The sequence below is a fragment of the Candidatus Pantoea floridensis genome, assembly GCF_900215435.1.
Classification (GTDB): Bacteria; Pseudomonadota; Gammaproteobacteria; order Enterobacterales; family Enterobacteriaceae; genus Pantoea; species Pantoea floridensis.
Genome location: NZ_OCMY01000001.1, coordinates 54,753 through 80,233 on the forward strand (window position 1 = coordinate 54,753; position 25,481 = coordinate 80,233).

The 25,481-nt window shown below is 53.5% G+C and carries 30 protein-coding genes; 17 read left to right on the plus strand and 13 right to left on the minus strand.

Translation table 11 applies throughout. From position 1 onward, the window contains the following. Window positions 1-2 precede the first annotated feature (2 nt). Genes rsxG through CRO19_RS26015 form a run of 4 tightly spaced genes read left to right on the plus strand, consistent with a single transcriptional unit; the run spans window position 3 to window position 2,146 of the window. Window positions 3-638: an electron transport complex subunit RsxG gene (gene rsxG / locus CRO19_RS00275; RefSeq protein WP_097094070.1), complete on the plus strand. Its 636-nt coding sequence runs from the start codon at window positions 3-5 to the stop codon at window positions 636-638. Next, window positions 631-1,332, plus strand: coding sequence for an electron transport complex subunit E (locus CRO19_RS00280; RefSeq protein ID WP_097094071.1), 702 nt, complete (start codon window positions 631-633; stop codon window positions 1,330-1,332). The genes rsxG and CRO19_RS00280 overlap by 8 nt, the downstream gene beginning before the upstream one ends. Beyond that, on the plus strand, window positions 1,329-1,964 hold the full coding sequence (gene nth / locus CRO19_RS00285) for an endonuclease III (RefSeq protein WP_097094072.1): 636 nt from the start codon (window positions 1,329-1,331) through the stop codon (window positions 1,962-1,964). Before CRO19_RS00280 ends, nth begins: the two co-directional genes overlap by 4 nt. A gap of 26 nt (window positions 1,965-1,990) precedes the next feature. Then, a complete protein-coding gene (locus CRO19_RS26015; RefSeq protein ID WP_176519112.1) occupies window positions 1,991-2,146 on the plus strand; it encodes a hypothetical protein in 156 nt (51 codons plus the stop codon). Between the two features lie 342 nt (window positions 2,147-2,488). On the opposite strand, the gene CRO19_RS00295 is transcribed toward CRO19_RS26015, so the two are convergent. Continuing rightward, window positions 2,489-3,178 carry a CTP synthase C-terminal region-related (seleno)protein gene (locus CRO19_RS00295; RefSeq protein ID WP_097094073.1) on the minus strand — a complete coding sequence of 230 codons (690 nt, stop codon included), beginning with the start codon at window positions 3,176-3,178 and terminating at the stop codon, window positions 2,489-2,491. 653 nt (window positions 3,179-3,831) lie between these two features. Between CRO19_RS00295 and dtpA the strand changes: the two genes are divergently transcribed. From dtpA to gstA, 3 genes are all read left to right on the plus strand, one after another. Beyond that, window positions 3,832-5,337, plus strand: coding sequence for a dipeptide/tripeptide permease DtpA (gene dtpA, locus CRO19_RS00300; RefSeq protein ID WP_097094074.1), 1,506 nt, complete (start codon window positions 3,832-3,834; stop codon window positions 5,335-5,337). A 156-nt stretch (window positions 5,338-5,493) separates the two neighbouring features. Beyond that, a complete protein-coding gene (locus tag CRO19_RS00305; protein WP_097094075.1) occupies window positions 5,494-6,375 on the plus strand; it encodes a LysR family transcriptional regulator in 882 nt (293 codons plus the stop codon). A gap of 100 nt (window positions 6,376-6,475) precedes the next feature. Then, window positions 6,476-7,081 carry a glutathione transferase GstA gene (gene gstA, locus CRO19_RS00310; RefSeq protein WP_097094076.1) on the plus strand — a complete coding sequence of 202 codons (606 nt, stop codon included), beginning with the start codon at window positions 6,476-6,478 and terminating at the stop codon, window positions 7,079-7,081. Between the two features lie 174 nt (window positions 7,082-7,255). Here the strand turns inward: gstA and pdxY are convergent, their stop codons facing one another. From pdxY to anmK, 5 genes are all read right to left on the minus strand, one after another. Further along, complete coding sequence (pdxY, locus tag CRO19_RS00315) at window positions 7,256-8,119, minus strand: pyridoxal kinase PdxY (RefSeq protein ID WP_176519181.1); 864 nt, start codon at window positions 8,117-8,119, stop codon at window positions 7,256-7,258. A gap of 52 nt (window positions 8,120-8,171) precedes the next feature. Beyond that, the gene (tyrS, locus tag CRO19_RS00320) at window positions 8,172-9,446 is read right to left on the minus strand and encodes a tyrosine--tRNA ligase (protein ID WP_097094078.1); all 1,275 of its coding nucleotides are present in this window, start codon (window positions 9,444-9,446) and stop codon (window positions 8,172-8,174) included. Window positions 9,447-9,585: 139 nt separating this feature from the next. Further along, window positions 9,586-10,242 (minus strand): pyridoxamine 5'-phosphate oxidase, encoded by a 657-nt coding sequence (gene pdxH / locus CRO19_RS00325; RefSeq protein WP_097094079.1) that lies wholly within the window; start codon window positions 10,240-10,242, stop codon window positions 9,586-9,588. Window positions 10,243-10,264: 22 nt separating this feature from the next. After that, window positions 10,265-10,594: an MliC family protein gene (locus CRO19_RS00330; RefSeq protein ID WP_097094080.1), complete on the minus strand. Its 330-nt coding sequence runs from the start codon at window positions 10,592-10,594 to the stop codon at window positions 10,265-10,267. Window positions 10,595-10,603: 9 nt separating this feature from the next. Continuing rightward, a complete protein-coding gene (gene anmK / locus CRO19_RS00335; protein WP_097094081.1) occupies window positions 10,604-11,725 on the minus strand; it encodes an anhydro-N-acetylmuramic acid kinase in 1,122 nt (373 codons plus the stop codon). A gap of 273 nt (window positions 11,726-11,998) precedes the next feature. On the opposite strand from anmK, the gene slyB reads away from it, so the two are divergent. Then, window positions 11,999-12,466 carry an outer membrane lipoprotein SlyB gene (gene slyB / locus CRO19_RS00340; protein WP_097094082.1) on the plus strand — a complete coding sequence of 156 codons (468 nt, stop codon included), beginning with the start codon at window positions 11,999-12,001 and terminating at the stop codon, window positions 12,464-12,466. 40 nt (window positions 12,467-12,506) lie between these two features. Here the strand turns inward: slyB and slyA are convergent, their stop codons facing one another. Further along, entirely contained in the window at window positions 12,507-12,944 is a 438-nt protein-coding gene (slyA, locus tag CRO19_RS00345; RefSeq protein WP_007892783.1) for a transcriptional regulator SlyA, read from the minus strand. Window positions 12,945-13,095: 151 nt separating this feature from the next. Here slyA and CRO19_RS00350 point away from each other — a divergent pair, with 151 nt between their 5' ends. From CRO19_RS00350 to CRO19_RS00360, 3 genes are read left to right on the plus strand one after another with little or no spacing between them, the layout of a single operon-like run. After that, a complete protein-coding gene (locus tag CRO19_RS00350; RefSeq protein WP_097094083.1) occupies window positions 13,096-13,332 on the plus strand; it encodes a DUF1656 domain-containing protein in 237 nt (78 codons plus the stop codon). A 6-nt stretch (window positions 13,333-13,338) separates the two neighbouring features. Next, window positions 13,339-14,196: an efflux RND transporter periplasmic adaptor subunit gene (locus CRO19_RS00355; protein ID WP_097094084.1), complete on the plus strand. Its 858-nt coding sequence runs from the start codon at window positions 13,339-13,341 to the stop codon at window positions 14,194-14,196. A gap of 7 nt (window positions 14,197-14,203) precedes the next feature. Further along, window positions 14,204-16,204 carry an FUSC family protein gene (locus tag CRO19_RS00360; protein ID WP_097094085.1) on the plus strand — a complete coding sequence of 667 codons (2,001 nt, stop codon included), beginning with the start codon at window positions 14,204-14,206 and terminating at the stop codon, window positions 16,202-16,204. Here the strand turns inward: CRO19_RS00360 and CRO19_RS00365 are convergent, their stop codons facing one another. The 4 genes from CRO19_RS00365 to CRO19_RS00380 form a co-directional block, all read right to left on the minus strand. Further along, complete coding sequence (locus tag CRO19_RS00365) at window positions 16,205-16,672, minus strand: hypothetical protein (protein ID WP_097094086.1); 468 nt, start codon at window positions 16,670-16,672, stop codon at window positions 16,205-16,207. 130 nt (window positions 16,673-16,802) lie between these two features. Continuing rightward, window positions 16,803-17,321 carry a superoxide dismutase family protein gene (gene sodC, locus CRO19_RS00370; protein ID WP_097094087.1) on the minus strand — a complete coding sequence of 173 codons (519 nt, stop codon included), beginning with the start codon at window positions 17,319-17,321 and terminating at the stop codon, window positions 16,803-16,805. A gap of 81 nt (window positions 17,322-17,402) precedes the next feature. Beyond that, on the minus strand, window positions 17,403-18,299 hold the full coding sequence (locus CRO19_RS00375) for an aldo/keto reductase (RefSeq protein WP_097094088.1): 897 nt from the start codon (window positions 18,297-18,299) through the stop codon (window positions 17,403-17,405). A 72-nt stretch (window positions 18,300-18,371) separates the two neighbouring features. Then, window positions 18,372-18,611 (minus strand): DUF1289 domain-containing protein, encoded by a 240-nt coding sequence (locus tag CRO19_RS00380; protein ID WP_097097546.1) that lies wholly within the window; start codon window positions 18,609-18,611, stop codon window positions 18,372-18,374. Window positions 18,612-18,839: 228 nt separating this feature from the next. On the opposite strand from CRO19_RS00380, the gene eptA reads away from it, so the two are divergent. The 5 genes from eptA to rnt all read left to right on the plus strand — a co-directional run bounded on the left by eptA (window position 18,840) and on the right by rnt (window position 23,551). After that, complete coding sequence (gene eptA, locus CRO19_RS00385) at window positions 18,840-20,471, plus strand: phosphoethanolamine transferase EptA (protein WP_097094089.1); 1,632 nt, start codon at window positions 18,840-18,842, stop codon at window positions 20,469-20,471. Between the two features lie 45 nt (window positions 20,472-20,516). Next, on the plus strand, window positions 20,517-21,113 hold the full coding sequence (locus CRO19_RS00390) for a TetR/AcrR family transcriptional regulator (RefSeq protein ID WP_097094090.1): 597 nt from the start codon (window positions 20,517-20,519) through the stop codon (window positions 21,111-21,113). 52 nt (window positions 21,114-21,165) lie between these two features. Beyond that, window positions 21,166-22,263, plus strand: coding sequence for an alkene reductase (locus CRO19_RS00395; RefSeq protein ID WP_097094091.1), 1,098 nt, complete (start codon window positions 21,166-21,168; stop codon window positions 22,261-22,263). 100 nt (window positions 22,264-22,363) lie between these two features. Continuing rightward, a complete protein-coding gene (gene gloA / locus CRO19_RS00400) occupies window positions 22,364-22,771 on the plus strand; it encodes a lactoylglutathione lyase (RefSeq protein ID WP_007892766.1) in 408 nt (135 codons plus the stop codon). Window positions 22,772-22,879: 108 nt separating this feature from the next. Beyond that, on the plus strand, window positions 22,880-23,551 hold the full coding sequence (rnt, locus tag CRO19_RS00405; RefSeq protein ID WP_097094092.1) for a ribonuclease T: 672 nt from the start codon (window positions 22,880-22,882) through the stop codon (window positions 23,549-23,551). A gap of 34 nt (window positions 23,552-23,585) precedes the next feature. On the opposite strand, the gene CRO19_RS00410 is transcribed toward rnt, so the two are convergent. After that, window positions 23,586-23,921 carry a Grx4 family monothiol glutaredoxin gene (locus CRO19_RS00410; RefSeq protein WP_175501675.1) on the minus strand — a complete coding sequence of 112 codons (336 nt, stop codon included), beginning with the start codon at window positions 23,919-23,921 and terminating at the stop codon, window positions 23,586-23,588. A gap of 364 nt (window positions 23,922-24,285) precedes the next feature. Here CRO19_RS00410 and CRO19_RS00415 point away from each other — a divergent pair, with 364 nt between their 5' ends. Beyond that, entirely contained in the window at window positions 24,286-25,077 is a 792-nt protein-coding gene (locus tag CRO19_RS00415) for a C40 family peptidase (RefSeq protein WP_097094093.1), read from the plus strand. A gap of 60 nt (window positions 25,078-25,137) precedes the next feature. Here the strand turns inward: CRO19_RS00415 and cydH are convergent, their stop codons facing one another. Next, a complete protein-coding gene (gene cydH / locus CRO19_RS00420; RefSeq protein WP_097094094.1) occupies window positions 25,138-25,227 on the minus strand; it encodes a cytochrome bd-I oxidase subunit CydH in 90 nt (29 codons plus the stop codon). Window positions 25,228-25,481: the final 254 nt, after the last annotated feature.

Below are 25,481 nucleotides of genomic sequence, written 5' to 3' on the forward strand. Positions count from 1 at the left end.
AGATGATCGACGCTATTCGTAAAAATGCGGTAACGCTGGCAGCTTTTGCTGTGATTACCACCGGCGTGACGGCGGTGGTTAACTATGTCACGAAACCCACGGTAGAACATCAAACTGCACTGCAACAGAAAAATCTGTTAGATCAGGTGGTGCCGACCGATCTGTACGACAATCACATCCAGCAAGAGTGTTTTCTGGTGACTGATGCCGTGGCGCTCGGTAATGATAAGCCGCACCATCTCTATATCGCGCGTAAAGGCGACCAACCGGTGGCGGCGGCGCTTGAGACCACCGCGCCAGATGGCTATTCTGGGGCGATTCAGATGTTAGTCGGTGCCGATTTCCATGGCAAAGTGCTGGGCGTGCGCGTTGTTGAGCATCATGAAACGCCGGGGCTCGGCGATAAAATCGAACTGCGTATTTCCGACTGGATTAACAGCTTTAACGGCAAGGTGATCCACGGTGCAGATGATAAAAATTTTGCGGTGAAAAAAGACGGCGGTGAATTCGACCAATTTACCGGCGCAACCATTACGCCTCGCGCCGTGGTGAATGCCACTAAGCGCACCGCGCTGCTAATTGAAACACTGCCAGCGAAGCTCGCTTCGTTGCCTGAATGTGGAGATGCAAATGAGTGAAGCCAAAAATTTACTGGTCGGCGGACTGTGGAAAAATAACTCTGCGCTGGTCCAGCTGCTCGGCCTGTGTCCGCTGCTGGCGGTCACCTCTACCGCCACAAACGCCTTAGGCCTGGGTTTGGCAACTACGTTGGTGCTGACCATCACCAACAGCGCAATTTCAGCCTCGCGCCGCTGGGTGCCTGCGGAAATCCGTATTCCTATTTATGTCATGATCATTGCGTCAGTGGTGAGCTGCGTGCAGATGCTGATCAATGCCTATGCATACGGTTTGTATCAGTCGCTCGGCATCTTCATCCCGCTCATCGTCACCAACTGCATCGTGGTGGGCCGCGCCGAAGCGGTTGCGTCAAAAAGCAGCATTCCATTGTCCGCGCTGGATGGCTTTGCCATCGGCATGGGCGCCACCTGCGCGATGGTGACGCTGGGGTCGATTCGCGAACTGATTGGCAGCGGCACGCTGTTTAACGGAGCGGATCAGCTGCTAGGCCCGTGGGCCAAAGCGCTGCGCATTGAAGTCGTCCATTTTGATTCACCGATGCTACTGGCGATGCTGCCGCCGGGCGCCTTTATCGGCCTTGGCATGTTGTTGGCGGGTAAATACCTGATCGATCAGAAGATGAAACAGCGCGCGGCCCTTCGCGCCGCAGCACCAGACGTAGAGCCGCAGGGCGCAGCCGGGAAAGTGGTGTGAATAAAGAGAAACGTCACCAGATTTTGACGCGCCTGCGCGATGAGAATCCGCATCCAACCACCGAACTGAACTTCAGCTCGCCGTTTGAATTGCTGATCGCGGTACTGCTTTCCGCACAGGCGACGGACGTGAGCGTCAATAAAGCCACCGCTAAGCTCTATCCGGTGGCGAACACGCCGGCGGCCATATTGGCGTTGGGCGTCGATGGCGTGAAGGAATACATCAAAACCATCGGCCTGTTTAATAGCAAAGCCGAAAACGTCATCAAGACCTGCCGCATTTTGCTGGAGCAACACGCTGGCGAAGTGCCGGAAGATCGCGCGGCGCTGGAAGCGTTGCCGGGCGTGGGCCGCAAAACCGCCAACGTGGTGCTTAATACCGCGTTCGGCTGGCCGACCATTGCCGTTGACACCCATATTTTCCGCGTCAGCAATCGCACCCGTTTTGCCCCCGGCAAGAATGTCGAGGAAGTGGAGGATAAGCTGCTCAAAGTGGTACCCGCCGCGTTTAAGGTTGATTGTCATCACTGGCTAATTTTGCATGGCCGCTACACCTGCGTGGCGCGTAAACCGCGCTGCGGCTCCTGCCTGATCGAAGATTTGTGTGAGTTCGACGCCAAAACCGACCTGTGACACGCTGCCGATAGCCACGCAAAATCGTGCGCTGGTTGCAAGCGTTAGGCATTGCTTCCTTACTCGAAAACCAGCGTGCAGACATCGCCATCGCCGCGCGACACTGCGATATCGTGTTTGATGCGGTCGGCGGGGACATCGGGCCATCGATTTGGCAAGCGCTGCCCACGGCGGCGGTTTGAGGCGCTTTGGCCGCTGTTACGTGTCAGTGATTGCGGTGAGGTAGAGATTTTCCCGCTGGCACAATGGCGCGAGGCGATCCACTGCTATCATCAATCGGGCCGGCATCGTAAACCGTTGTTACAGCTATTGTAATAACGGTCGCCATGAATGGCGTAATGCCGCTCACTTAAGCAAAAAAATGCCTGTTTATGCAGGTGCGCATGAATGCGCACCCTACGAAAACCCGGCGTTATTCACGTAGGGTCACCATTCATGGTGACCGATTCACGCTTAACTGACGAGCATTACGCCATGAATGGCGACCTTACGGCTGCTTTACGTGATTGTCGTCAGGTGCAGGTTTAGCCTGCGGCGGCCTGCAGCCAGGCGACCACCAGCGGTGATAACCGATTTTGTAGCGCCGCCCGCTCAGACTGGAATAACGTGGCGACGAAGAACGGGTGATCGGTTAACTCAATGCCGCGCACGTCGCCTTCAAGATCCCAGGAAGTCACCCGTAGATTTTGTGTCGCCAGTGCATCACTGAATTCCGCGTTAACGCCAAAGTTGCAGTGATAGCCCTCATCACTCTGCAGGGCGCCATAAGCACGCGCAATGCGCGAGTCTGGCTGGAAGCTAACGGTACCGCGCTGTTCCACCAGCGAACAGGCCAGCGGCGCAATCACCCAGCGGCCAGCAGGATCGGTTTCAGCATGCGAGGCATCTGCCCAGCCCAGCACGTTACGCGCGTACTCCACGATGGCATACTGGAAGCCCCCGCAAGATCCCAGAAAAGGCTTTCCGCTTTCACGCACCCAACGCAGCGCGGCAAACACGCCTTCATCATTAAGATAAGGACTTCCCGGTACCAGCCAAATCGCATGGTAGTCGGCGAGGTTATGCTGCTCAAGTTCAGGCGTGGCAATCCAGTTAGCGTTGACGTTCAGGGAAAGGGCTTGTGCGGCAAGTTGTATAGCGGGAGGAATAGCCTGATGTGCTACGGCATTTGCACGGTAATCGCCAATCAGGGCGACACGAATCGACTGCGTCATGATTACGTCCTTTCAGGGAAAAAAGGAGGTTACAGCAAAGTTGCCACGCTGTCTAAATAGCAAAACCGGTTTCATTTTCTGCCTTTCGTTTCCACGCATTGCGTTTAAAGCAGCATCTTTATGCGCCATAAACCGCCTTAAGGTGAGGAAATATTCGACAATCGCCAGCGGCGCAAACGTTTACTTCTTTTGCCGATTTAATTAATTCGTGGTTTTGTGCGCAGGATCAATTAATTAGCGTTCTGGAATCTTTTGACTGCTTAATATGCTCATCAATCAATCTATTGTGCTTACATTGTGAGCATAGACAATAAAATAGTTGGTATAAATTACGTACTTTAGCGTTATATTCCAAAAAACAGCACAGAAGCAGTTTATATCAGGAAAAAGCGCTTCCAGATCTCCATTTAGCATCTTTCTCCTGATATAATACGGCACAGCAAGATTTAACACTGATTTACAACTTCGTATAACGGCATTAACCCTACCTATTGCAAGTATTTCAGCGTGCAGAAAATGCTTGCCCTGATGGACTGATTCAGCCAAATTAGTCGCCGTTTTTCCTTTCTAATAACAATGTTGCGCGGGATTACCCAGCCCGACGCAGACTTAATTCCTGTCGCAAAACAGGCTATGTATAAACTGAGGTACATGTGTCAACTGCAAACAAACACACTGAAGGGGCGCCAAGCCTCAACGCTTTTAAGCAACCCAAAGCGTTTTATCTGATCTTCTCCATCGAGCTATGGGAACGTTTTGGCTACTACGGCCTACAGGCCATTATGGCGGTTTACCTGGTGAAGCAGCTGGGGATGTCCGAAGCGGACTCCATTACGCTGTTTACCTCGTTTAGCGCGCTGGTTTACGGTTTAGTCGCCATTGGCGGCTGGCTCGGTGATAAAGTGCTGGGCACCAAACGTGTGATCGTGCTGGGCGTTATTGTACTGGCGCTGGGCTACGCACTGATCGCTTTCTCCGGCCATGACACCTCAATGGTCTATATCGGCATGGCGACCATCGCCGTCGGTAGCGGCTTGTTCAAAGCGAACCCCTCCTCCCTGCTTTCGACCTGCTATGAGAAAGATGATGCGCGCCTCGACGGTGCTTTCACCATGTTCTACATGTCGATCAACATTGGTTCGCTGTTCTCCATGATGCTGACACCGTGGCTGGCGGCAAAATATGGCTGGGGCGCGGCGTTCTCGCTCTCCGTGGTGGGTCTGGTCATCACTCTGCTGAACTTCCTGTTCTGCCAGCGTCTGGTGAAGAATTACGGCTCCAAGCCTGATTTTGCTCCCTTGCAGATGGGTAAATTACTGATGACGCTGGTCGGCGTAGTGGCGTTGGTTGCGCTGGCGGCCTGGCTGCTGCATCACCAGAGCATCGCACGCATGACGCTGGGCGTGATTGCCGCGGGTATCGTAGTGATCTTCGCTAAAGAAGCCTTTGCTCTCAAGGGCGCTGCACGTCGTAAGATGATTGTCGCCTTCCTGCTGATGGTTGAAGCGATTGTGTTCTTCGTGCTCTATATGCAGATGCCAACCTCGCTCAACTTCTTTGCTATCCGCAACGTTGAACACGCGATTCTTGGTATCACTTTTGAGCCAGAACAGTTCCAGGCGCTGAACCCGTTCTGGATTATGCTGGCGAGTCCGATTCTGGCCGCGGTGTATAACAAGCTGGGTGACAAAATGCCGATGCCGCACAAATTTGCCATCGGTATGGTGCTGTGTTCAGGTGCTTTCCTGGTGCTGCCGTTTGGTGCCAAATTTGCCAATGACGCCGGGATCGTCTCTGTTAACTGGTTGATTATTAGCTACGCCCTGCAGAGTATTGGCGAGCTGATGATTTCCGGCCTGGGCCTGGCGATGGTGGCGCAGCTGGTCCCTCAGCGTCTGATGGGCTTTATCATGGGTTCATGGTTCCTGACCACCGCCGGTGCCGCGATGATTGCCGGTAAAGTCGCTAATCTGATGGCGGTACCCGAAAACGTAACCGACCCGCACGCTTCGCTGGCCGTTTACAGCCAGGTATTCCAGCAGATTGGTATCGCCACCGGCGCAATCGCTCTTCTGATGTTGATCACTGCGCCGCTGCTTAATCGCATGACACAGGATGATGAACAAACTGAACTGAAACGCGCTAGCGCGAATCAGTAAAATCAAAGCCGGGCATGTCCCGGCTTTTTTTCGCCCACTCTCTCATCTTCCCATTGTTCGCATCCCCTTTCCTTTAACGTTTTCTGCCGTCAACGCTTCGCTTTTCACTCACTTAACTTCATCATGACAGCTCACGGTTAGCAGACGGGAACAATCATGGACAGGTTTGATGAGCTAGAGGTATTTGTTGCTGTCATTCAGCAAGGCAGCCTGGCGGGTGCCGCGCGTCTATTACAGCGATCGCCACCGGTTATTACCCGTACGCTGAATACGCTCGAAGCGCGTCTTGCAACGACCTTGATTGAGCGCACCACGCGCCAGTTGGCACCCACGGAAGCCGGCTGGCAGCTGTTTGAACAGGCACAACGTTTGCTGAGTGACTATCAGCGTGCCGTGGACAGCGCTCATCATAGTGGCCTGCACGGCCTGCTGCGGGTAACGGCGCCGGTGCAGTTCGGTCGCCGGCACGTTATGCCCTTAGTCAACGCCTTCTTGCAGCGGCATGCGGAAATGCAGATAGAAGTGGTGCTGAGCGACAGTTATCAGGATCTGATCGAAAACGCTCTGGATATCGCCCTGCGAATCGGCGAGCTGCAAGACTCCTCGATGGTGGCGCGTCAGGTTGGCAGCGTACGTTCAACGCTGGTTGCTAGTCCTGAATACCTAACACGAGCTGGAACGCCAACGCATCCCGCTGAGCTCGCGCAACATGCCATCGTGACGAGCCTGCGTCATACGCGTGAATGGCGTTTCGCCCAGGATTTGCGGGTGCGTATTGCGCCGCGTCTACGTGTAAACGATGTGGAGAGCCAACTGGAAGCCCTGCGTAGCGGCCAGGGTATCGGTCGTTTATTGTCGTATCAGGTTATTGACGATATCCATGATGGCAAGCTTTTGCATTTACTGCCTGAGTGGGAACCCGCACCGTTGCCGGTACAGTTGGTGACACAACGTGTTAAAAATATGACGCCCAAAGTCCGGCAGTTTTGGGATTTTGCGCTCGAAAAACTGCCGTTACTGCCCTGCTTTGCTGAATAAAAGCTGAAGGATAACCGCAAATCCTGAACGCGATCATTGGTAAAAATAGCGGGCAGACTTATGCTACCTCGATCGCAACATCACTTCAGGAGAAGCCTCGATGAAACTCTATTGCAAGCCCGGAGCCTGTTCACTTTCACCGCATATCGTCGCGCTTGAATGCGATTTGGACTTTACGCAGGTCAATGTCGATCTGCAGAAGAAAGTTACCGAGCAGGGAGACGATTACTGGCAAATAAACCCGAAAGGACAAGTGCCGGCACTGCAGTTAGATGATGGCAGCATACTGACGGAAGGTGTGGCTATTGTGCAGTATCTGGCGGACCTCAAACCGGATCGCAATCTGTTGGCGCCGACGGGCAGCCTGACGCGCTACCACACCCTGGAGTGGCTTAGCTTTGTGAGTAGCGAATTGCACAAGAGTTTTAGCCCGCTGTTTCGCTCGGATACGCCAGAAGAGTACAAAAACATTGTGCGTGCACAGCTGGAGAAAAAGTATCAGGCGGTGAATCAGGCGCTGCAGGATAAGCAGTGGCTGTTGGGGCTGCGCTTCACCGTCGCAGATGTCTATCTGTTCGTGGTGACCCGCTGGGCTAAAGCTATCAAGTTGAATCTGAGTGGACTGGATGCGCTGGAAACCTGGTTTAGCCGCGTGGCGGAGCGCCCTGCGGTGCAAGCGGCGATGAAAGCAGAAGGTTTGGTTTAAACATTGATGCCAGGGTGCGCATGAATGCGCACCCTACGAAAACCCGGCTATATCCACCCAAGGTCGCCATGCATGGTGCCCGATTCACGCCTAACTGAGCGGCATTAAATCACCGCACATTCTGTAGCGGCGCGATTTATCGCGCAATGAACTGCGCCGCGACAATGTGTGCGCTTAAAGCTTTTCGGCTGAGAAATGCTGGGTCGGCTTAGCAATTGCGTCCTGCGCCGCCACTAGCTGCAATTCATACTCGCCCATTTCGTGGGTTTTCAGCATCACTTCATATACCGCAGCGGTGATGTGCTCAAGTGCATCCTGCAGCGACTTACCGTGCAGCAGATCGACCAGCAGCAGACCGCTGGTAAGATCGCCCACGCCCACCGGCTGACGCACACCAAAGTCCACCAGCGGACGGCTGATGTGCCAGCACTCATCGGCGGTGACCAGCAGCATTTCGAAACGGTCACTACGGCGTCCGGCGCGCGCCAGATGCTTAACCAATACCACTTTCGGGCCCACCGCGATTAATTCGCGCGCGGCAACCACCGCCTGCTCAATATTGGATACTTCATGTCCACTGAGCATTTCCAGCTCGAGCAGATTTGGCGCGATAATATCGCTCGCAGGTAAGGCCATTTTGCAATGGAATTCCGCCACGCCCGGTGCCACGATACAGCCTTTTTCCGGATGACCCATCACCGGATCGCAGAAGAACCATGCCTTCGGATTCGCCTCTTTGACCAGACGCACGATCTCCAGGATCTGTTCGCCCTGCTCGGCCGAGCCTAAATAGCCACTCAGCACCGCATCACAGGTTTTTAAACGATCGACAGCAGCGATACCTTTGACGATATCCGTCAAATGCGTAGCAGGCATCACGGTGCCGGTCCAGTGACCGTACTGCGTGTGATTAGAAAATTGCACGGTATTCAGCGGCCAAACGTTTGCGCCCATGCGGCGCATCGGGAATTCGGCGGCGCTGTTGCCGGCGTGTCCGTAAACAACGTGAGATTGAATTGCGAGGATATTTTTCATTATTGCCCTGTACTGCCTTGCCATGAAAAAAGGGCCGGTTGCCGGCCCTCAACGCTTACTGCCAGTTAATCAGGCAGTAATGTTTTTTACCGCGACGCAACAGCGTGAAGCGTCCAAACAGTTTATCGCTATCGCTGAAGCGGTACTCAGCATCTGACTGCTTTTCACCGTTAAGTGATACCGCGTTAGAACCGATCATGGTGCGTGCCTGACCGCGTGATGGTACCAACTCTGCTGCCACCAGCGCCTGCTGCAGGTCGTCTCCCGCATTCAGCGTAATGGTTGGCATACCGTCCTGCGCCAGCTGCTCGAAGTCAGCTTCGGTCATTGCGCTCAGGCTGCCTGAGAACAGGCTTTCGGTAATACGCTGCGCCGCCGTCAAACCGCTTTCGCCATGCACCAGACGCGTCACCTGCTCGGCCAATACATATTGCGCACGCGGTGCTTTACCGCTGTTTTTATCTTCTTCTTCCAGCGCATTGATCTCTTCAATACTCATGAAGGTGAAGAATTTCAGGAAGCGATAAACGTCGGCATCCGCCGTGTTGATCCAGAATTGATAGAACTTGTACGGACTGGTTTTCTTCGCGTCCAGCCACACCGCGCCACCTTCGGTTTTGCCGAACTTAGTGCCGTCAGATTTGGTGATCAGCGGTACGGTTAACCCCCAAGCCTGCTGCTGATGCAGACGGCGCGTCAGATCGATACCTGATGTAATGTTGCCCCACTGATCGGAACCGCCAATCTGCAGCACCACATCGTGACGCTTGTTCAGTTCGGCAAAATCATAACCCTGCAGTAGGTTGTAGGAGAACTCGGTGTACGAAATACCCTGATCTTCGCGATTCAGACGCTGTTTCACCGCTTCACGGTTGATCATCTGATTTACGGAAAAGTGCTTGCCAATGTCGCGCAGGAAGGTCAGCACATTCATGCCGCCAAACCAGTCATAGTTGTTAGCCGCGATGGCGCTGTTATCACCGCAATCAAAACTCAGGAATGGCGCAACCTGATTGCGGATTTTATCTACCCACTCACCCACGGTTTCCGCGGTGTTGAGTTTACGTTCTGCTGCTTTAAAGCTGGGATCGCCAATCAAGCCGGTGGCACCACCCACCAGCGCGACCGGCTTGTGTCCGGCATCCTGAAAACGCTTCAGGCAGAGCAGCGGCACCAGATGGCCCAAATGCAAGCTATCAGCGGTCGGATCGAAGCCGCAATAGAGTGCAATTGGCCCTTGCGCCAGTCGCTCTGCTAACGCTTCTTCATCCGTTACCTGGGCGACTAAGCCCCTTTCTTGCAATTGTTGTATCAGGTTACTGCTGGTCATCACTGACTCCAAATTGATCAGACTGCACCTTGGCTGGTACACAGCTTTCCGCCGACGCGCGGAGACGAAAAAAAAGAGGGCTATAGCATAAAGCGCTGACGCCAACTGCGCCAGCGTTGAAAGGCGTTAAAACGTAGTTTTACGGGGCTAAGCGGTCAATCGTCCAGCCATTTTCTGTGCGCTGGTAGAGGAAGCGATCGTGCAGGCGATGTTCGCCGCCCTGCCAGAACTCCATGGTATGAAATTTAACGCGGTAACCCCCCCAGAAACTTGGCAACGGCACTTCGCCCTGCTGGAATTTCTGTTTGAGTTCGAGAAACTTGCCTTCCAGCACGCCACGTGCCGAGATGCGGCTCGATTGCTTCGACACCCAGGCGCCAATCTGACTATCGCGCGGGCGGCTACTGAAGTACTTCAGCACGTCGAGCGGCGACAGTTTTTCCACTTCACCCAGCACCATCACCTGACGTTCCAGGAAGTGCCACGGGAAGTGCAGCGAGATGCGCGGGTTCTCAGCCAGCTGTAGCGCTTTGCGGCTGCCAAGGTTGGTGTAAAACACCATCCCTTTATCGTCGTAGTGCTTGAGTAACACAATACGCTGATACGGCTGACCGCTGCTGTCAACGGTAGCCACCGTCATCGCCGTTGGATCGGGCAGCTGTGCAGCACAGGCCTGCTGCAACCACTGCTCAAACAGCGCCAGAGGCGTTTCTGGCAAATCTTTACGTCGCAGCCCACCGCGGGTGTATTCACGACGCAGATGGGCAATATTTTGCAAGCTGTCACTGTCGCTCATGCTGTTTCTCATTCTCTGACGTTTACTTAACGGACGTATCCGCGTTCTGCAATGCACAATCATTAATCACGATTTTGTTGTTACGTTCAACAAAAGCGCTATCGCCTTTTGACCAGAAGACGTAGGTGCCATCACTGTAGCGCGCGCCGGATGCGGCTTCGGTTTGTGTCAGCGTCAGCGGTTTGCCATCAAGAATAAAGCTTACCTGCTGCTTTGCGTTATCTTGCGTGACCGTCAGCGGCAGCGTGCCGCACTGGTAATGCAACTGCTGCGGCGTTTGCTCTGGTTTATGCAGCATGCCGCAACCGCTTAATATCGCAATGCTCGTCAGCACTATCACCCTTTTTTTCATGTTCACCTCTTAACGTATTGGTCGGGCATTGGCCGGATAAATCGCGCCCAATACACTCATTTGTTGTGCGCCGGTTACTGCCGGCAAGTTGCCCGGTAAACCATTCAGCGTGCGAAACGCCAGCCAGGCAAATGCTAATGCTTCCATATCATCACCGCGAATGCCCGCTTCGTCGGTGCTACCCACTTCAGTGCCTGGCAGGTGCGCTGAGAGACGCGCCATCAGCAGAGGGTTCCGACCGCCGCCGCCGCATACCATCAAACGGTCACAGCCGTGATTAAGTTGCACCTGTTGCGCAATGGTCAGAGCCGTGAGTTCACTGAGTGTGGCCTGTACGTCCTGAGGAGCCAGCGCCGGAAAACGCTGCAATTGCTGTTCGATCCAACCGAGATTGAAGTATTCACGCCCGGTACTTTTCGGCGGCGGCAATGCAAACCAGGGATCGCTCAGCATCAACTCCAGTAGTGCAGGAACCACCTGACCGCTACGCGCCCAGGCCGCATCTTTATCATAAGGCAGGCCTTTATTGCGCCAAATCCATGCATCAAGCAGCATATTGCCAGGACCGGTGTCAAAGCCGCGTACCGGTTGCCCGGGGATCAGCAGGGAGAGATTCGCGATGCCACCAATATTCAGCACCATGCGGCGCTCTACGCTATCCATTAGCAGCGCCTGATGAAAGGCCGGTACCAGCGGCGCGCCCTGCCCACCCAGCGCCATGTCACGACGGCGAAAATCACCAATCACCGTAACCCCGGTGGCGGCGACAATCTGATTGTTATCCCCAATTTGCAGGGTATTCGGCGCATCGCTTTGCGGCTCATGCCATACCGTTTGCCCGTGACAACCAATCGCCATGATGTCGCTGGCCTCGAGCGATTGTTGCTTCATCAGCGTCAACACTGCGTCGGCGAACAGCTTGCCTAAACGCGTATCGAGTTGCCCAAGTTGCGATAGCGTGAGCGTTTGTCCCTGGCAAATCGCCAACACCTGCTGCCGTATGTCCTGCGGTATGGGATGGCAGTAGCTGGCCTGCTGCGCCACCATCTGGCCATCAATCGCTGCCAGCACCACGTCTACACCATCAAGGCTGGTTCCAGACATCACGCCGATATAGCGTCCTGATTTCATCGCGGTTCACTCCCTTAACATCATCTGGGTTAAGCCTGGCAAATTACACAGGCTAATTCTATGATAAAATTCCGCTTTTCAGCGTCACTGCGCCATCTATTCCAGCGAAGAAATATTTTCGTCATGTAATTGAATTTTTGTTGAGGGGAGATGGTCTATGCTTCGCCCAGCCGCGTTTTGTTCGGACTTAGCGTCAATTACTAGCTTTCTGTCTTATACTCTTTGCAGTACAGGATGAGAACATGGTGTTATTTTGCATTAAGGAGCGTTCTGATGATTAAGCGTTATGTAGCCGTGGCATTAGCCGGCTTAACTCTGGCAGGTTGTGCCAACAACGACACCCTCTCCGGGGACGTTTACAGTGCCAACGAAGCCAAACAAGTACAAAGTGTTTCTTACGGTACGCTGGTATCGGTTCGTCCGGTAAAAATCCAGGGTGGCGATGAGAACAATGTGATTGGCGCGATTGGTGGTGCGGTACTGGGTGGATTCCTCGGTAACACCATTGGTGGCGGTGCGGGACGCAGTCTGGCGACTGCGGGCGGTGCAGTACTCGGTGGCGTAGCCGGTCAGGGCGTTCAGGGTGCAGTCAACAAATCTGACGGTGTTGAGCTGGAGATCCGCAAGGATGATGGCAACACCATCATGGTGGTTCAGAAGCAGGCCGCCAGCCGTTACTCGGTGGGTCAGCGCGTTGTGATGGCCTCCAACGGCAGCCAGGTTACCGTTTCTCCGCGTTAAGCAGGCAGATAAAAAAAACCGACGCTGGGCGTCGGTTTTTTTATTTCTCGCGGTTGTGAAATTCGAGAATGTTTTTTTCCAGTCGCGCAATCAGCGTCACCATCTGATTGATCTCCTCCAGGCTGATACCGGAGAGAATGTCATCGCGCGTCGCATCAATCACATTTTCGACCTGTTCAATGATAGGCTCAGCCTGCTTGGTCAGTTTGATACGCTTAGCACGGCGATCGTTGGCACAGGTAGCGCGCGTAATTAACCCCTTTTCTTCCAGCTGATCCAGCGTGCGCACCAGCGAAGGTTGCTCAATGCCAATCGCCTTTGCCAGCTGAATTTGCGACTGTTCTGGTGGAAGTTGATGAATGTTGTGTAACGTTACCCAGTGTGTTTGAGTCAACTCGAGCGGTTTCAAACGCTGATCGATTAACGCGCGCCAAATGCGCACTAAGCGAGATAGATCGGTTCCCAAGGGCGTATCCATTGCATCTCCTTATAATTAGCTTGCTAGCTATTAAGCCAGATTTTACACTATTCTGCGAGTTTACTGGGCAAATTACAAATCCCACCCCGGACGATACGCTTGCTGTCTAGACTCTATTGAGATGATTCCCGGTCAAAAAGGATGATGACACGTGTCCCTAACCGCTTTTTCCACCAGCGCACCGCTAACCGATCTGGTTTTCGGCGCCTCGCTATTTTTTCCACCGCTGTTTAAAGCGGTACTGCTCGGTTTCTTTTTCTGGCTGCTGATCCACCCGCTATTGCGTGGCTGGATGTACTCCGGCGATGTCTGGCATCCCACGTTAATGGATCTTTCCCTCTTTGTACTTTGCGTTGCGAGCGCATTGTGGTTACTGAGCCTCGGATAAATCACTATGAAATTCAACCCTTTTAAATACTTTTCAACCGTAGTGATCTTTGCACTGGCTTTACTCGCGGGATGGTGGATGTGGAATTACTACATGCAATCGCCGTGGACGCGCGACGGCAAAGTGCGCGCCGAACTGGTTGATATCACGCCCGAAGTTTCAGGACGCATTGTGGCGCTTGAGGTGCGAGATAATCAGTTTGTGCACAAAGGCGACACGCTGCTCAAGCTCGATCCCGTGCCATGGCAGATTGCCGAGGCGAACGCCGAAGCGCAACTGGCTAAAGCGCAGGCCGATCTCGCCAAGGCGCAGCATGAAGCTAATCGCCGTGCGAGCCTGCCGCGCAATGTGATTTCAGCGGAGGATATGGACGCATCGCGCTTAACTGCCAATGCGGCGGCAGCCACAGCGAAAGCTGCGCAGGCCAGTCTCAATCAGGCGCGCTGGAACCTCGATCAAACGACCATCACCGCGCCCACCGATGGCTGGATCAGCAACCTGACGCTGCGCACCGGCAACTATGCCAGCGCCGGCACGCCGCTGTTCGCATTAGTCGATAGCCACTCTTATTACGTGATGGGTTATTTCGAAGAGACTAAATTGCGTCACATCCAACCCGGCGCGGCGGCAAACATTGTGTTGTACAGCAACGGTGCACGCTTAAAAGGCCAGGTGGAAAGTATTGGCCGTGCGATTTATGACCAGAGCGTCGCCAGCGATGGTGGCCTGGTGCCCGATATTAAGCCCAACGTGCCCTGGGTGCGTCTGGCGCAGCGCGTGCCGGTACGTATTCGTTTGGACGCGCTGCCGGATGGCATGGCGCTGGTCGCAGGCACCACCTGCACCATTTCTATTGCCCACTGAGGCCGCGATGAATTTTCAGTGGCTGGCCTGGCAAAATTTACCCTGGATAAAAGCAACCGGTGGCGAGTGGCGCTACGCGTTGCGCAACGCTATTGCGATGTGCCTGGCATTGACCATCGCCTATGCGCTGCAACTTGACGAGCCTTATTGGGCGATGACCTCGGCGGCGGTAGTGAGTTTCCCCACCGTTGGCGGTGCGATCAGTAAAAGTTTGGGACGTATTGTCGGCAGCCTGCTTGGTGCCTCAGCGGCGTTGTTGATTGCCGGGCATACACTAAACGAACCCTGGCTATTTGCCTTTTTCATGGCCGGCTGGCTGGCATTTTGCACCTGGATTGCCAATCACTACCAAAATAACGTCGCTTATGCGTTCTCGCTGGCGGGCTACACCGCCGCTATTATTGCCTTTAGCAGCGTAAATATCACCGACGTGACCCAGCTGTGGGATATCGCCCAGGCGCGTGTCTGTGAAGTCATCTCAGGCATTCTGTGCGCCGGACTCATGATGATGATTCTGCCCAGCACGTCTGATGGCAGCGCACTGATGAGTTCGCTGCGCCAGATGCATGCGCGCCTGCTGGATCATGCGGTGCTGCTATTGCAGCAGGGCAGCACCGATAACGTCCGTACCGCGCATGAGAATGTCATCAGTCAGATTTTGACGATGAACCTGCTGCGTATCCAGGCATTCTGGAGTCATTACCGCTTCCGCCGGCAGAACAACGTGCTGAACTATGTGCTTCATCAGCAACTGCGACTTACCAGCGTCCTTTCCAGTCTGCGCCGGATGCTGCTGAACTGGCCCGATGCGCCACCGGAACTCTACAATGCGATGTCTCAGCTGTTGCAAGAGCTCGCCGCACCGCAGTGTGATAAGTACCGGCTGGCGCTGATCCTGCGCGGCATTACGCCGCCCGCGACCGGCGATTTTCGCCAGCGCGCCTTTGTACAGCGCCTGCGCTATTTCTGCTGGGTATACCTCAATGTAAATCGCTGGATTCGTTTGATTGAACGCGCCGACGCTGATACCCGCTTCCAGCCGCCATATGCCCCTTCGCTGGCGCGCGAGAGTGACAGCGCAGAAGCCGGCTGGAGCGCATTACGCACTTTTAGCGTGATCATGCTCGGCTGTGCCTTTTGGATCATCACCCAGTGGGATTCAGGCGCTGCCGCGCTAACGCTGACGGCGATTGCTTGCGTGCTCTACTCCTCCGCGCCTTCGCCGAGTGGTAGCGTATCGCTTCTGCTGAAAACCTTGCTATGGCTATCCGTGTTTAGCTTTGTGCTGCAGTTTGGCCTGATGGTACAGATTAGCGCGCTGTGGCAATTTTTACTGGTGCTCTTCCCGCTGCTCATCACTTTGCAGTTATTCAAATTGCAGCAGAAGAAGCGCGCAGGCATGTGGGGGCAATTTATTGTTTTTATGGGATCGTTTATTGCCGTTACCAATCCGCCGGATTGGGATTTTCAAAGCTTCCTGAATGATAATCTGGCCAAAGTGTGCGGGGTATTATTAGCGTGGTTAGCCTTTCAGGTATTGCGTCCCAGTTCCGATGCACGCCGCAGCCGTCGCCATATTCGCGCCCTGCGTCATGCCTTCCTCGATCAGTTACGTCGCCATCCACGGCTGAGTGAAAGCCATTTTGAATCGCAGATTTATCACCACATTAGTCAGCTAAGCAGTAGCCGCGATGAGCAGGCACGAGTCTGGCTGTTGCGCTGGGGCGTGGTGCTGCTGAACTGTTCGCACATTGTCTGGCAACTCCGCGAATGGCAGCCCGCATCCGCGACCTTAACTCAGATGCGCGATAGCGGCCTGCAGGATTTACAGCGCATTATGAGCCTGCGTGGCGTACATCACACTGCGTTACAAGCCACGCTGGATGAGTTGGAAACGATGATTAATCAGCTTCAACGGCAGCCGGAGAGCGAAGCCAACACTCTGGCCGGTATTTTGTGGCGGCTGCGCTGTTCACTTGCACAGTTAGCGCAGGCAGTACCGGATTGATCACTGGCAATACTGGCTGATTTGACGGTTGAAATCGTCCTGCAACTGTTGCAGCGATTTCTGACCTTCAAACCGGGTTTTATCCTGTTCGGACATGGGCTCGATCACCAGCGCCCTCTCTTCAGAAGAGTAGATAAAACGTCGATTCAGCGTGCTCCCCGTGAAACTTTTACCCTCAATGGCACCACAAACTACCGTCATTGCATGACGATACGTTTCACTGCGGACAAAATTGGTTTCGGTGGCGCTACGAAATACATTTTCACAGCCCTGGGCTTTTAGACGCTCAACGGTGTGCTGAGTCAACCATTCGCGACCGCGGGCAATATTTTCACAGCTGCTGCGTAGCGGATTAGTATCGATGGTGCGCTGCAATTGCCGGCTGGCATCCAGACGCAGCTGCGTGTCATTCGGCTGATCGCAGCCTACCAACAATAAACATAACAGCATCATCCCACGCGTTTTCATTCCTGCCCCTGCACGTTTTATTCCTGAATCAATATCATAGGACGGAAAAAACGCAGAGAGTAGCAACAAAATGGGTCAACTTTTTTCAGGCGCGGTTAATGAGGGCGACAAGGCGCTGCCGCCCCAGCCGTTAAATGACGCCGCAGGCGAAACGTGCCCCGCCGCCGCCGAGCGGTTGCGGATGGTCGGCATGATTATCACCGCCAACGTGCACCATTAACGCTTTACCTTTGATTTCACTGAGAGATTTGATGCGTGGCGCAACCACGGGATAATCCGCTTTGCCATCATCCGTGACGAACAGCGCGGGCAGATCGCCCAGATGCCCATCAGCATACGGCCCAAGATGTTTGCCGCTGTTTTGCGGATCGAGGTGTCCTCCCGCCGCGCCAGCCGCTACCGTTTTGCCATCGGACTCACCCGGTTCACAGCTACCTTTAGCGTGCACATGGAAACCATGAATGCCCGGCTTCAGACCGGTTAAGGCGGGCGTAAATTGCAGACCATAGGGTGTTTCGCTAATGGTGACTTTACCTATGGCCGCGCCAATGCCTTGCGCCGTGGTTTGATGCAGCGTGACTTCTTCAGAGGCAGCTTGCGCGCCAGCGGCGCAGGCCAGAGCAAGCATAACAATCAGGGTTTTCTTCATAACGTCTCCTTACGGTTGAGATACTCACTAAGCCTGGACCGCTTTCATCCAGGCTGCCGTAATTTGACGCAGTTTTACGCTTCAGGGCACATCGTAGCCGATTGCGGCTTTACGAATACGGAACCACTGTTGGCGATCAAGCGTTAACTGGCTTGCTGCCACCGCTTCGGTAACGCGTTCGGTTTTACCTGAGCCGATAATCGGCAGTGGACGACTTGGCAGTTTCATCACCCACGCATACACCACCTGCTCGATATTGCGCGCGCCAATTTCCTGCTTCACCTGTTCAAGCTCATCACGCAACGGTTGATAATGCGGATCGTTAAACAGTCGGCCGCCGCCCAGGCACGACCATGCCATGGGGCGAATACGTCCCTGCTGGCACTGATCGAGCGAACCGTCCAGCAGCGCCGTTTGCTCCAGCGGTGAAATTTCCAGTTGGTTGGTGACCAAACTGAAAGGTAAGCGCGATTGCAGCAGTGTGAATTGGGAAGCCGTGAAATTAGAAACGCCAAAATGGCGCACCTTGCCGCTCTGATGCAGCGCAACAAAGGCTTGGGCAATGTCATCCGCGTCCATCAACGGATCGGGACGGTGAATGAGCAGGAGATCGAGGTAATCAGTATTGAAATGACGCAGCGAGTTTTCGGCACTGTGCAGAATATGGCTGGCTTCGGTAATGTAGTGACCGATGCGGTGTTCTGGTTTTGCACGCGTTGCAATACCGCACTTGGTGACGATCTGCAGTTTTTCGCGTAATCCCGGCGCCAGCCGCAGCGCAGCGCCAAAGGCGGCTTCACACTGATAATCGCCATAAATGTCGGCGTGGTCGACGGTGGTGACGCCGAGAGAAAGATGGTGCTCAATGAATTGCACGACCTGCTGTGGCGTCATGCCCCACTCCATCAAGCGCCAGTAGCCCGCGATCAGCGGTGAAAAAGACGGTCCCTGCGGTGCAATTAGTTGCGGTTGTAACATGGTTAAACTCCCTCAATCACAAATCCAGATGGCGAAAGCAGGAGTATAACGGAACGGCAATCCAGCGCTTTGTTAAAACAGCTCTGGTTGTTGCGGATCATGATCTTCATCGAGTTTCTGCTGGCGATGCAACCGCAGCCAGCGTTGACGGCATAAACGCAGCACATCTCGCTTTTGCGCATCGGTGAGTTTCATCCAGTTAAAGCGCTCTTCCCGGCTGCGCAAACAACCACGACAATAGCCGCGCGCATCACTTTGGCAAATGCCACGGCACGGGCTGGGAACAGGAAAGAACTCTAATTGTTCGGCCACATCCACTCCGGAATTAACATCTGGTTGCACAGCGATCATAGCTTGATGACATAGTACAAAGAGTAAACGTTAATTGCTCGCAATCAATACATCGCCGCACTTCGTAACCACTGTTTACCAAATATCCAGCAAGATGATGTTTTAGATTGGGTATGTTTAACCTTGGTTAAGGTTTTCCTCATATTGTCTTCATACGATTGTCACACTACCCCCTACCGTTGAGTTTTCATGAGATTCCCGAACACACTGCAGTGCGGCACCAGCGGGTTTAACCTTATTGCTGCTCTGTTCTTTGCATTCGTACTGAATGCACTTTTCTTGCTGCGCGCCTGGGAAATGATTCCCTACGATCATCTTCACGACTATCTGTTTGCCGCCAGTATTCCAGTCGTCCTCGCCTGCGCTTTTTATTTTCTTTTCTCGCTTGCTGCATGGCCTTATATCCGTAAGCCATTGCTGATTGTGCTGGTCTTCATCAGCGCCGCCGCCAACTATTTCATGCACAGTTTCGGCACGGTTATCGATGCCAATATGATGCAAAATGTCTTTGAATCGGATCCGCAAGAAGCCGGGGCATTGATAAGCAGTCGCTATGTGGTATGGATGTTTTTGATGGGCGTAATACCGGCCGTCGTCCTCTGTTTAGTGCGTATACGTCGGGGACAACGTTGGTGGTGGAATCTATTACAACGGCTGGTCGGCGCGTTGGGCGCGATATTATTGATTCTGCTGATGGCGGTACTGTTTTACAAAGATTACGCCTCGCTGATCCGCAATAACAAAGGTCTGGTGAAAATGATTACGCCAGCCAATATCGTCAGCGGTACTGGCCATTATGTCGATCAGCGCTATCTGCAAGGTGACCAGGCGCTGGTGAAAATCGGACAGGATGCACACAAAGGCCCGTTAATGAGCGCAGCAGCCAAAAAAACGCTGGTGGTATTAGTGGTGGGTGAAACCGCGCGTGCGGAGAATTTTTCACTCGGGGGCTATGGGCGAGAAACTAACCCAGAACTGAAAAAACAGCAGGTGATCTATTATCCAAATACCACCTCCTGTGGTACAGAAACCGCCATTTCAGTGCCCTGTATGTTTTCGAATATGCCACGCGTGCACTATGACGCTAATCTGGCGCATCATCAGGAAGGCGTGCTTGACATCCTTGCCCACGCTGGTGTCAGCGTGCTATGGCGTGAGAATGACGGTGGCTGTAAAGGCGCCTGCGATCGTGTACCGCACACGGACATGACCCAATGGAAATTGCCGGAATATTGTCATGACGGTTTCTGTCAGGATGATGTGCTGCTGCACCGCCTTGATAACTATATTGCTGGCTTACACAACGACGGGATGATTGTGCTGCATCAGATGGGCAGCCACGGTCCAGCCTATTATCAGCGTTACCCCGCGCAGTTCCGCCGGTTTACACCAACCTGTGACAGCAACCAAATCCAGGATTGCGACCATCAGGCGCTGGTCAATACGTACGACAATTCGCTGCTCTACACCGACGATATGGTCAGCCGCACCATCGATAAACTGAAAGGGCTAAGCGACCGCTTTAATGTGGCGCTGATTTATCTCTCTGACCATGGCGAATCACTCGGCGAACGCGGCATGTATTTGCACGGTGCGCCCTATCTTTTTGCCCCCACCCAGCAAACGCACATCCCTCTGCTGCTGTGGATGTCACCCGGCTATGCCGCCGCCTTGCACATCAACGCATCCTGTTTGCGCCAGCAAGCAGCGGACGCGAAAGTCTCGCAGGACAATCTCTTCCATACGGTGCTTGCCATGTTTAACGTGCAAACACAGGCGTACCAGCCGCAGCTGGATATGATCAGATCGTGCCAAAGCTGAGCCGGACAGTTGCATTAGACTGACTGGTCTAATAACCTGCGTGCCATGAATAAGACATCGCAACGCATCGACACCCGTGAACATCTGCTCGCTACTGGCGAGCAGGTTTGTTTGCAGCGCGGTTTTACCGGCATGGGGTTGATCGAGATGCTGGCGCTGGCAGACGTCACCAAAGGCTCGTTCTATCACTATTTCCGCTCAAAAGAAGCGTTCGGCGTGGCGTTGCTTGAACGCTACTTCGCCAACTTTTTACAGCAGATTGAACAGCAATTAAACCAGCCGGGTCTTACGCCGACTGAGCGTCTGCTACAGCATTTTCGTTATGCCGAAACGCTGTTTATCGAGCAGGGCCATATTGTAGGTTGCCTGGGCGTGAAATTGTCCGCAGAGGTGTGCGATCTCTCCGAGCCGATGCGTGATGCATTGCAGCATGGCGCTAATGCGATTATTGCCGCCTACACGCGCTGCTTAACCGAGGTAGCGGCTGAGCGGCCGTTGCCTTTTAACCAAACGCCGCAGCAGCTGGCACAGCGTTGTTACTTACTTTGGCTGGGTGCCAGCTTACAAAGCAAGATTTCCCGCGAGCCCGGCCCCATTAGCCTGGCTCTTGAAACTATCGAACAGTGGCTGATAAGTCGCTGATTTTTTAAAAAACCGCAGTTACTAGACGACCGGTCTTCCCAGAGGAGTCATTATGGCGAGTAAGCAGTTGTTCTCCCCACTGAAAGTGGGCGCGATTACCGTACCAAACCGCATTTTCATGGCCCCGCTGACGCGCCTGCGCAGTATTGAACCGGGCGATATCCCCACGCCGCTGATGGCTGAATATTATCAGCAGCGTGCCAGTGCCGGTTTGATCATCACCGAAGCAACCCAGATCTCTTTCCAGGCGAAAGGCTATGCCGGTGCGCCGGGTCTGCACACTGAGCCGCAAATCGCCGCCTGGAAATTAATTAATGAAGGTATCCACGCTGCGCACGGTCACAGCGCCGTACAGCTGTGGCATACCGGCCGTATTTCTCACAACAGCGTGCAGCCAGAAGGTAAAGCGCCGGTGGCACCAACCGCGCTGGCCGCAGGCACCCGCACCTCTTTGCGTGCCGCCGATGGCAGCGTTTATCGTGAGGATACGTCGCTGCCACGCGAACTGTCGGTAGCTGAAATTCAGCAGATTGTGAAAGATTTTGGCCAGGCGGCGGCAAATGCACGCGAAGCGGACTTTGACCTGCTGGAACTGCACTCTGCACACGGTTATCTGATGCATCAGTTCCTCGCGCCAGACTCAAACCAGCGCAACGATGAATACGGCGGTTCCATCGAGAAACGTGGCCGTTTCGCACTGGAAGTGGTGGATGCGGCGATTGCCAACTGGTCGGCCGATCGCATCGGCATCCGTATTTCGCCTATCGGCGCCTTCCAGAACCTGGAAAATGGCCCGGAAGAAGAGAAAGCCGCACTGTGGTATATTGCGGAACTGGGCAAACGTGGCCTTGCGTATCTGCATCTCTCCGAGCCAGACTGGGCGGGTGGCCAGCCTTACAGCGATGCCTTCCGCGAGAAAGTGCGTGCGCTGTTCCCTGGCGTGATCATCGGAGCTGGCGCTTATACCGTCGAAAAAGCCGACGATCTGATCGCGCGCGGCCTGATTGATGCCGTGGCCTTTGGTCGCGACTTTATCGCTAACCCGGATCTGGTGGCGCGTCTGCAGCAAGATGCCCCACTCAACCCGCAGCGTCCAGAAAGCTTCTACGGCGGCGGAGCAGAAGGGTATACCGATTATCCAACGCTGTAAGTAATGGCTGCCGCTGTGGATAGGCGGCAGCGTTGTTTCATCAGTGTGTATACTCAGTTGTCTTGTCATTCACTGATGACGTTTTAAAAAAGAGGATGTTATGCGTTTACTTCACACCATGTTACGCGTTGGCGATTTGCAACGTTCAATCGATTTCTACACCCGTGTGCTAGGCATGCGCGTGCTGCGTCAGAGCGAAAACACCGAGTACAAATACACCCTTGCGTTTGTTGGCTACACCGAAGAGAGTGAAGGCGCGGTGATTGAGCTTACTTACAACTGGGGCGTGGATAAATACGACCTCGGCAATGCTTACGGTCATATCGCGCTGGGCGTGGATAACGTGGCTGACACCTGCGAACGTATCCGCAGCGCTGGCGGCAACGTGACGCGTGAAGCGGGCCCGGTTAAAGGCGGCTCCACCATTATTGCGTTTGTTGAAGATCCAGACGGTTATAAAATCGAGTTGATTGAAAACAAACATGCCGGTCACGGCCTCGGCAACTAATGTTGCTTGTCAGCCTGCTTATTTGCGGGCTGACTTCCCTCTCCTGCTGCACCCTCCTGCGATTTTTGCCATAATGCGCGCTGCCCTATTTATTGCCATGAGATCCTGATGTCTGAATCGAACGCTTTAAACGCTCTCCACCAACGCTTCCGCGGTTTTTATCCTGTAGTGATCGACGTCGAAACGGCCGGTTTTAACGCGCAAACCGATGCGCTGCTGGAAATTGCGGCCACCACGCTCAAGATGGATGAAGATGGCTGGTTGCATCGTGATGAAACGCTGCATTTCCACGTGGAACCGTTTGAAGGCGCCATTCTTAATCCAGCGGCGCTGGCGTTTACCGGTATCGATCCCACTAATCCGCTGCGCGGCGCCGTAAGTGAATACGAAGCCCTGCATGCCATTTTCAAAATGGTGCGCAAAGGCACAAAAGACAGCGGCTGCAATCGCGCCATTATCGTGGCGCATAACGCCACTTTCGATCTCAACTTCGTGATGGCAGCCGCCGAGCGTGCCAGCCTGAAGCGCAATCCCTTTCACCCTTTTGCCACTTTTGATACGGCCGCGTTAAGCGGTTTAGTGTTCGGGCAAACGGTGTTGGCGAAAGCCTGTAAAGCGGCAGGAATGGATTTTGATAGCACTCAGGCGCACTCGGCACTGTATGACACCGAGCAAACCGCAACGCTGTTCTGCGAACTGGTGAACCGCTGGAAGCGCCTTGGCGGCTGGCCGCTGGCTTTTGATGAAGCGCCGAAGGAAGACGCATCGTCCAAAGAGTAAAAGAAAAGGCCGACATCGTTGTCGGCCTCCTTCATTATTCCGCTTCTTTATACTTCTCTGCGGTTTCTTTCAGCAGGGGCTGAAGTTCGCCGCGCTGGAACATCTCAACGATAATGTCGCAGCCGCCAACCAGTTCACCATCTACCCACAATTGCGGGAAGGTTGGCCAGTTAGCGTACTTAGGCATTTCAGCGCGGATATCCGGGTTCTGCAGAATGTCCACGTAGGCGAAACGCTCACCACACGCAGAAAGCGCCTGCACGGCTTGCGCCGAGAAACCGCAGCTTGGCAGCTTTGGCGAACCTTTCATGTACAGCAGGATCGGATTTTCTGCGATCTGACGCTGAATTTTTTCAACAGTACTCATTATTGCCTTCCTTAATGCTTCACTTCGTGTTTGTTTATTGTAGCGATTTCGCTCCCGTACTGAAAACGGGATTTTACGTTAGCGTCGGGGAATCGCCATGTTTGTTAAGTTGGGCCGCCACAAATAACATTTTCATATCATTAATAGGCATGACTAAATTAATAATTAGCAATAGTTTCGCTGCGTTAACCAGCTGAATTAGCTCATTTTTGCGACAGAATCAATCTGGTAACAGTTTAATGGAAAAAGGCCTTACCTTTTGGAAAAAAAGTGGATTAGAATTGCCTCGGCGCTGATCGTTTGATCAGATTACTCTCACTCTGCCGCAGTCTGTTTGTTTCCAGCCTGCTGAACCTATAACCGGATTATGCGTTTACTGATTACGCTTTTCATACTGGCTTTTGCCCAACTGTTCTTTAACGTGGCCTCTGCGTCTCCGCATGCGCCGGTTAATGCCAGCTCGCAAAAAGCAGAGAAAAAGAGCGCACGTGAAGACGAGCGCCGCAAACGACGTCCGGTGAAAACCACTACGAAAAAATCGCGGCTGCCTGCCGTCCAAAAACTCAAAATTAAAAAACAGGCAAAGCCAGAAATCGCGCAGACTAAAACCAGCCGCAAAAAATCCCTGCTAAAACCCACGACGAAGAAATATGGTCATCAACGACAGATAAAAAAAGCCGCAGACGTCGACGTTGATGATGAAGCATTGCCGCTCACCGGCATCAAAATGAGCAAGGCGCATCGCCAGCGTTATCAAAAGGCGCGTGAAACTGCGATGACAAAATTAATGGGCCAGCTCGGCAAACCTTATCAATGGGGCGGCACCTCCCCGCATACCGGCTTCGACTGCAGCGGCCTGGTGTGGTACGCCTATAAAGATTTGGTGAAGTTCAAGTTTCCGCGCACCGCCAATGAGATGTATCACCTGCGCGATGCTGCACCAATTAAGCGTGAAATGCTGGAAAAAGGTGATTTGGTGTTCTTCCGCATCAATAATCGTGGTACTGCCGATCATGTTGGCGTGTATCTCGGAAATGGCAAATTCATTCAGTCGCCGCGTACCGGCAAAGATATTCAGATTAGCGCGCTGGGTGAGGATTACTGGCAGAAACACTATGTTGGGGCGCGTCGTATGATGACGCCGAAAACCATTCGTTAGTTGTTGCGCAACGCGCAGAAAAAAGCCGGACGCTGCATTGAGCTGCTCCGGCTTTTTTTATTAATGCATGATTGCAGTAAAGCTAAAGGCAATAATCATTAACAGAGCACCAACGGTTGTCATTAGCGCCAGCTTCAAATCCGTACTCATTACTCCTCCTTAGTCACACATTTCTTAGGGTTAAAACGATTTTCGCACAGCGATGGGCAAAAATCTCGTGTTATCCGCCCGGGCTTGCTAGAATCGCCGCCTTTCGTTGCGCAACACATTTTGTGCAGGCTGTGTTTACAGCGCGATAAAGTGATTTTGTCTGCTAAACCACACCGTTTTGCCCCTTATTTTGGGCGATAAAAGCATTAGCAGACGCAAACGTTTAACAATATACTTATCAGTAAGTTGCGATA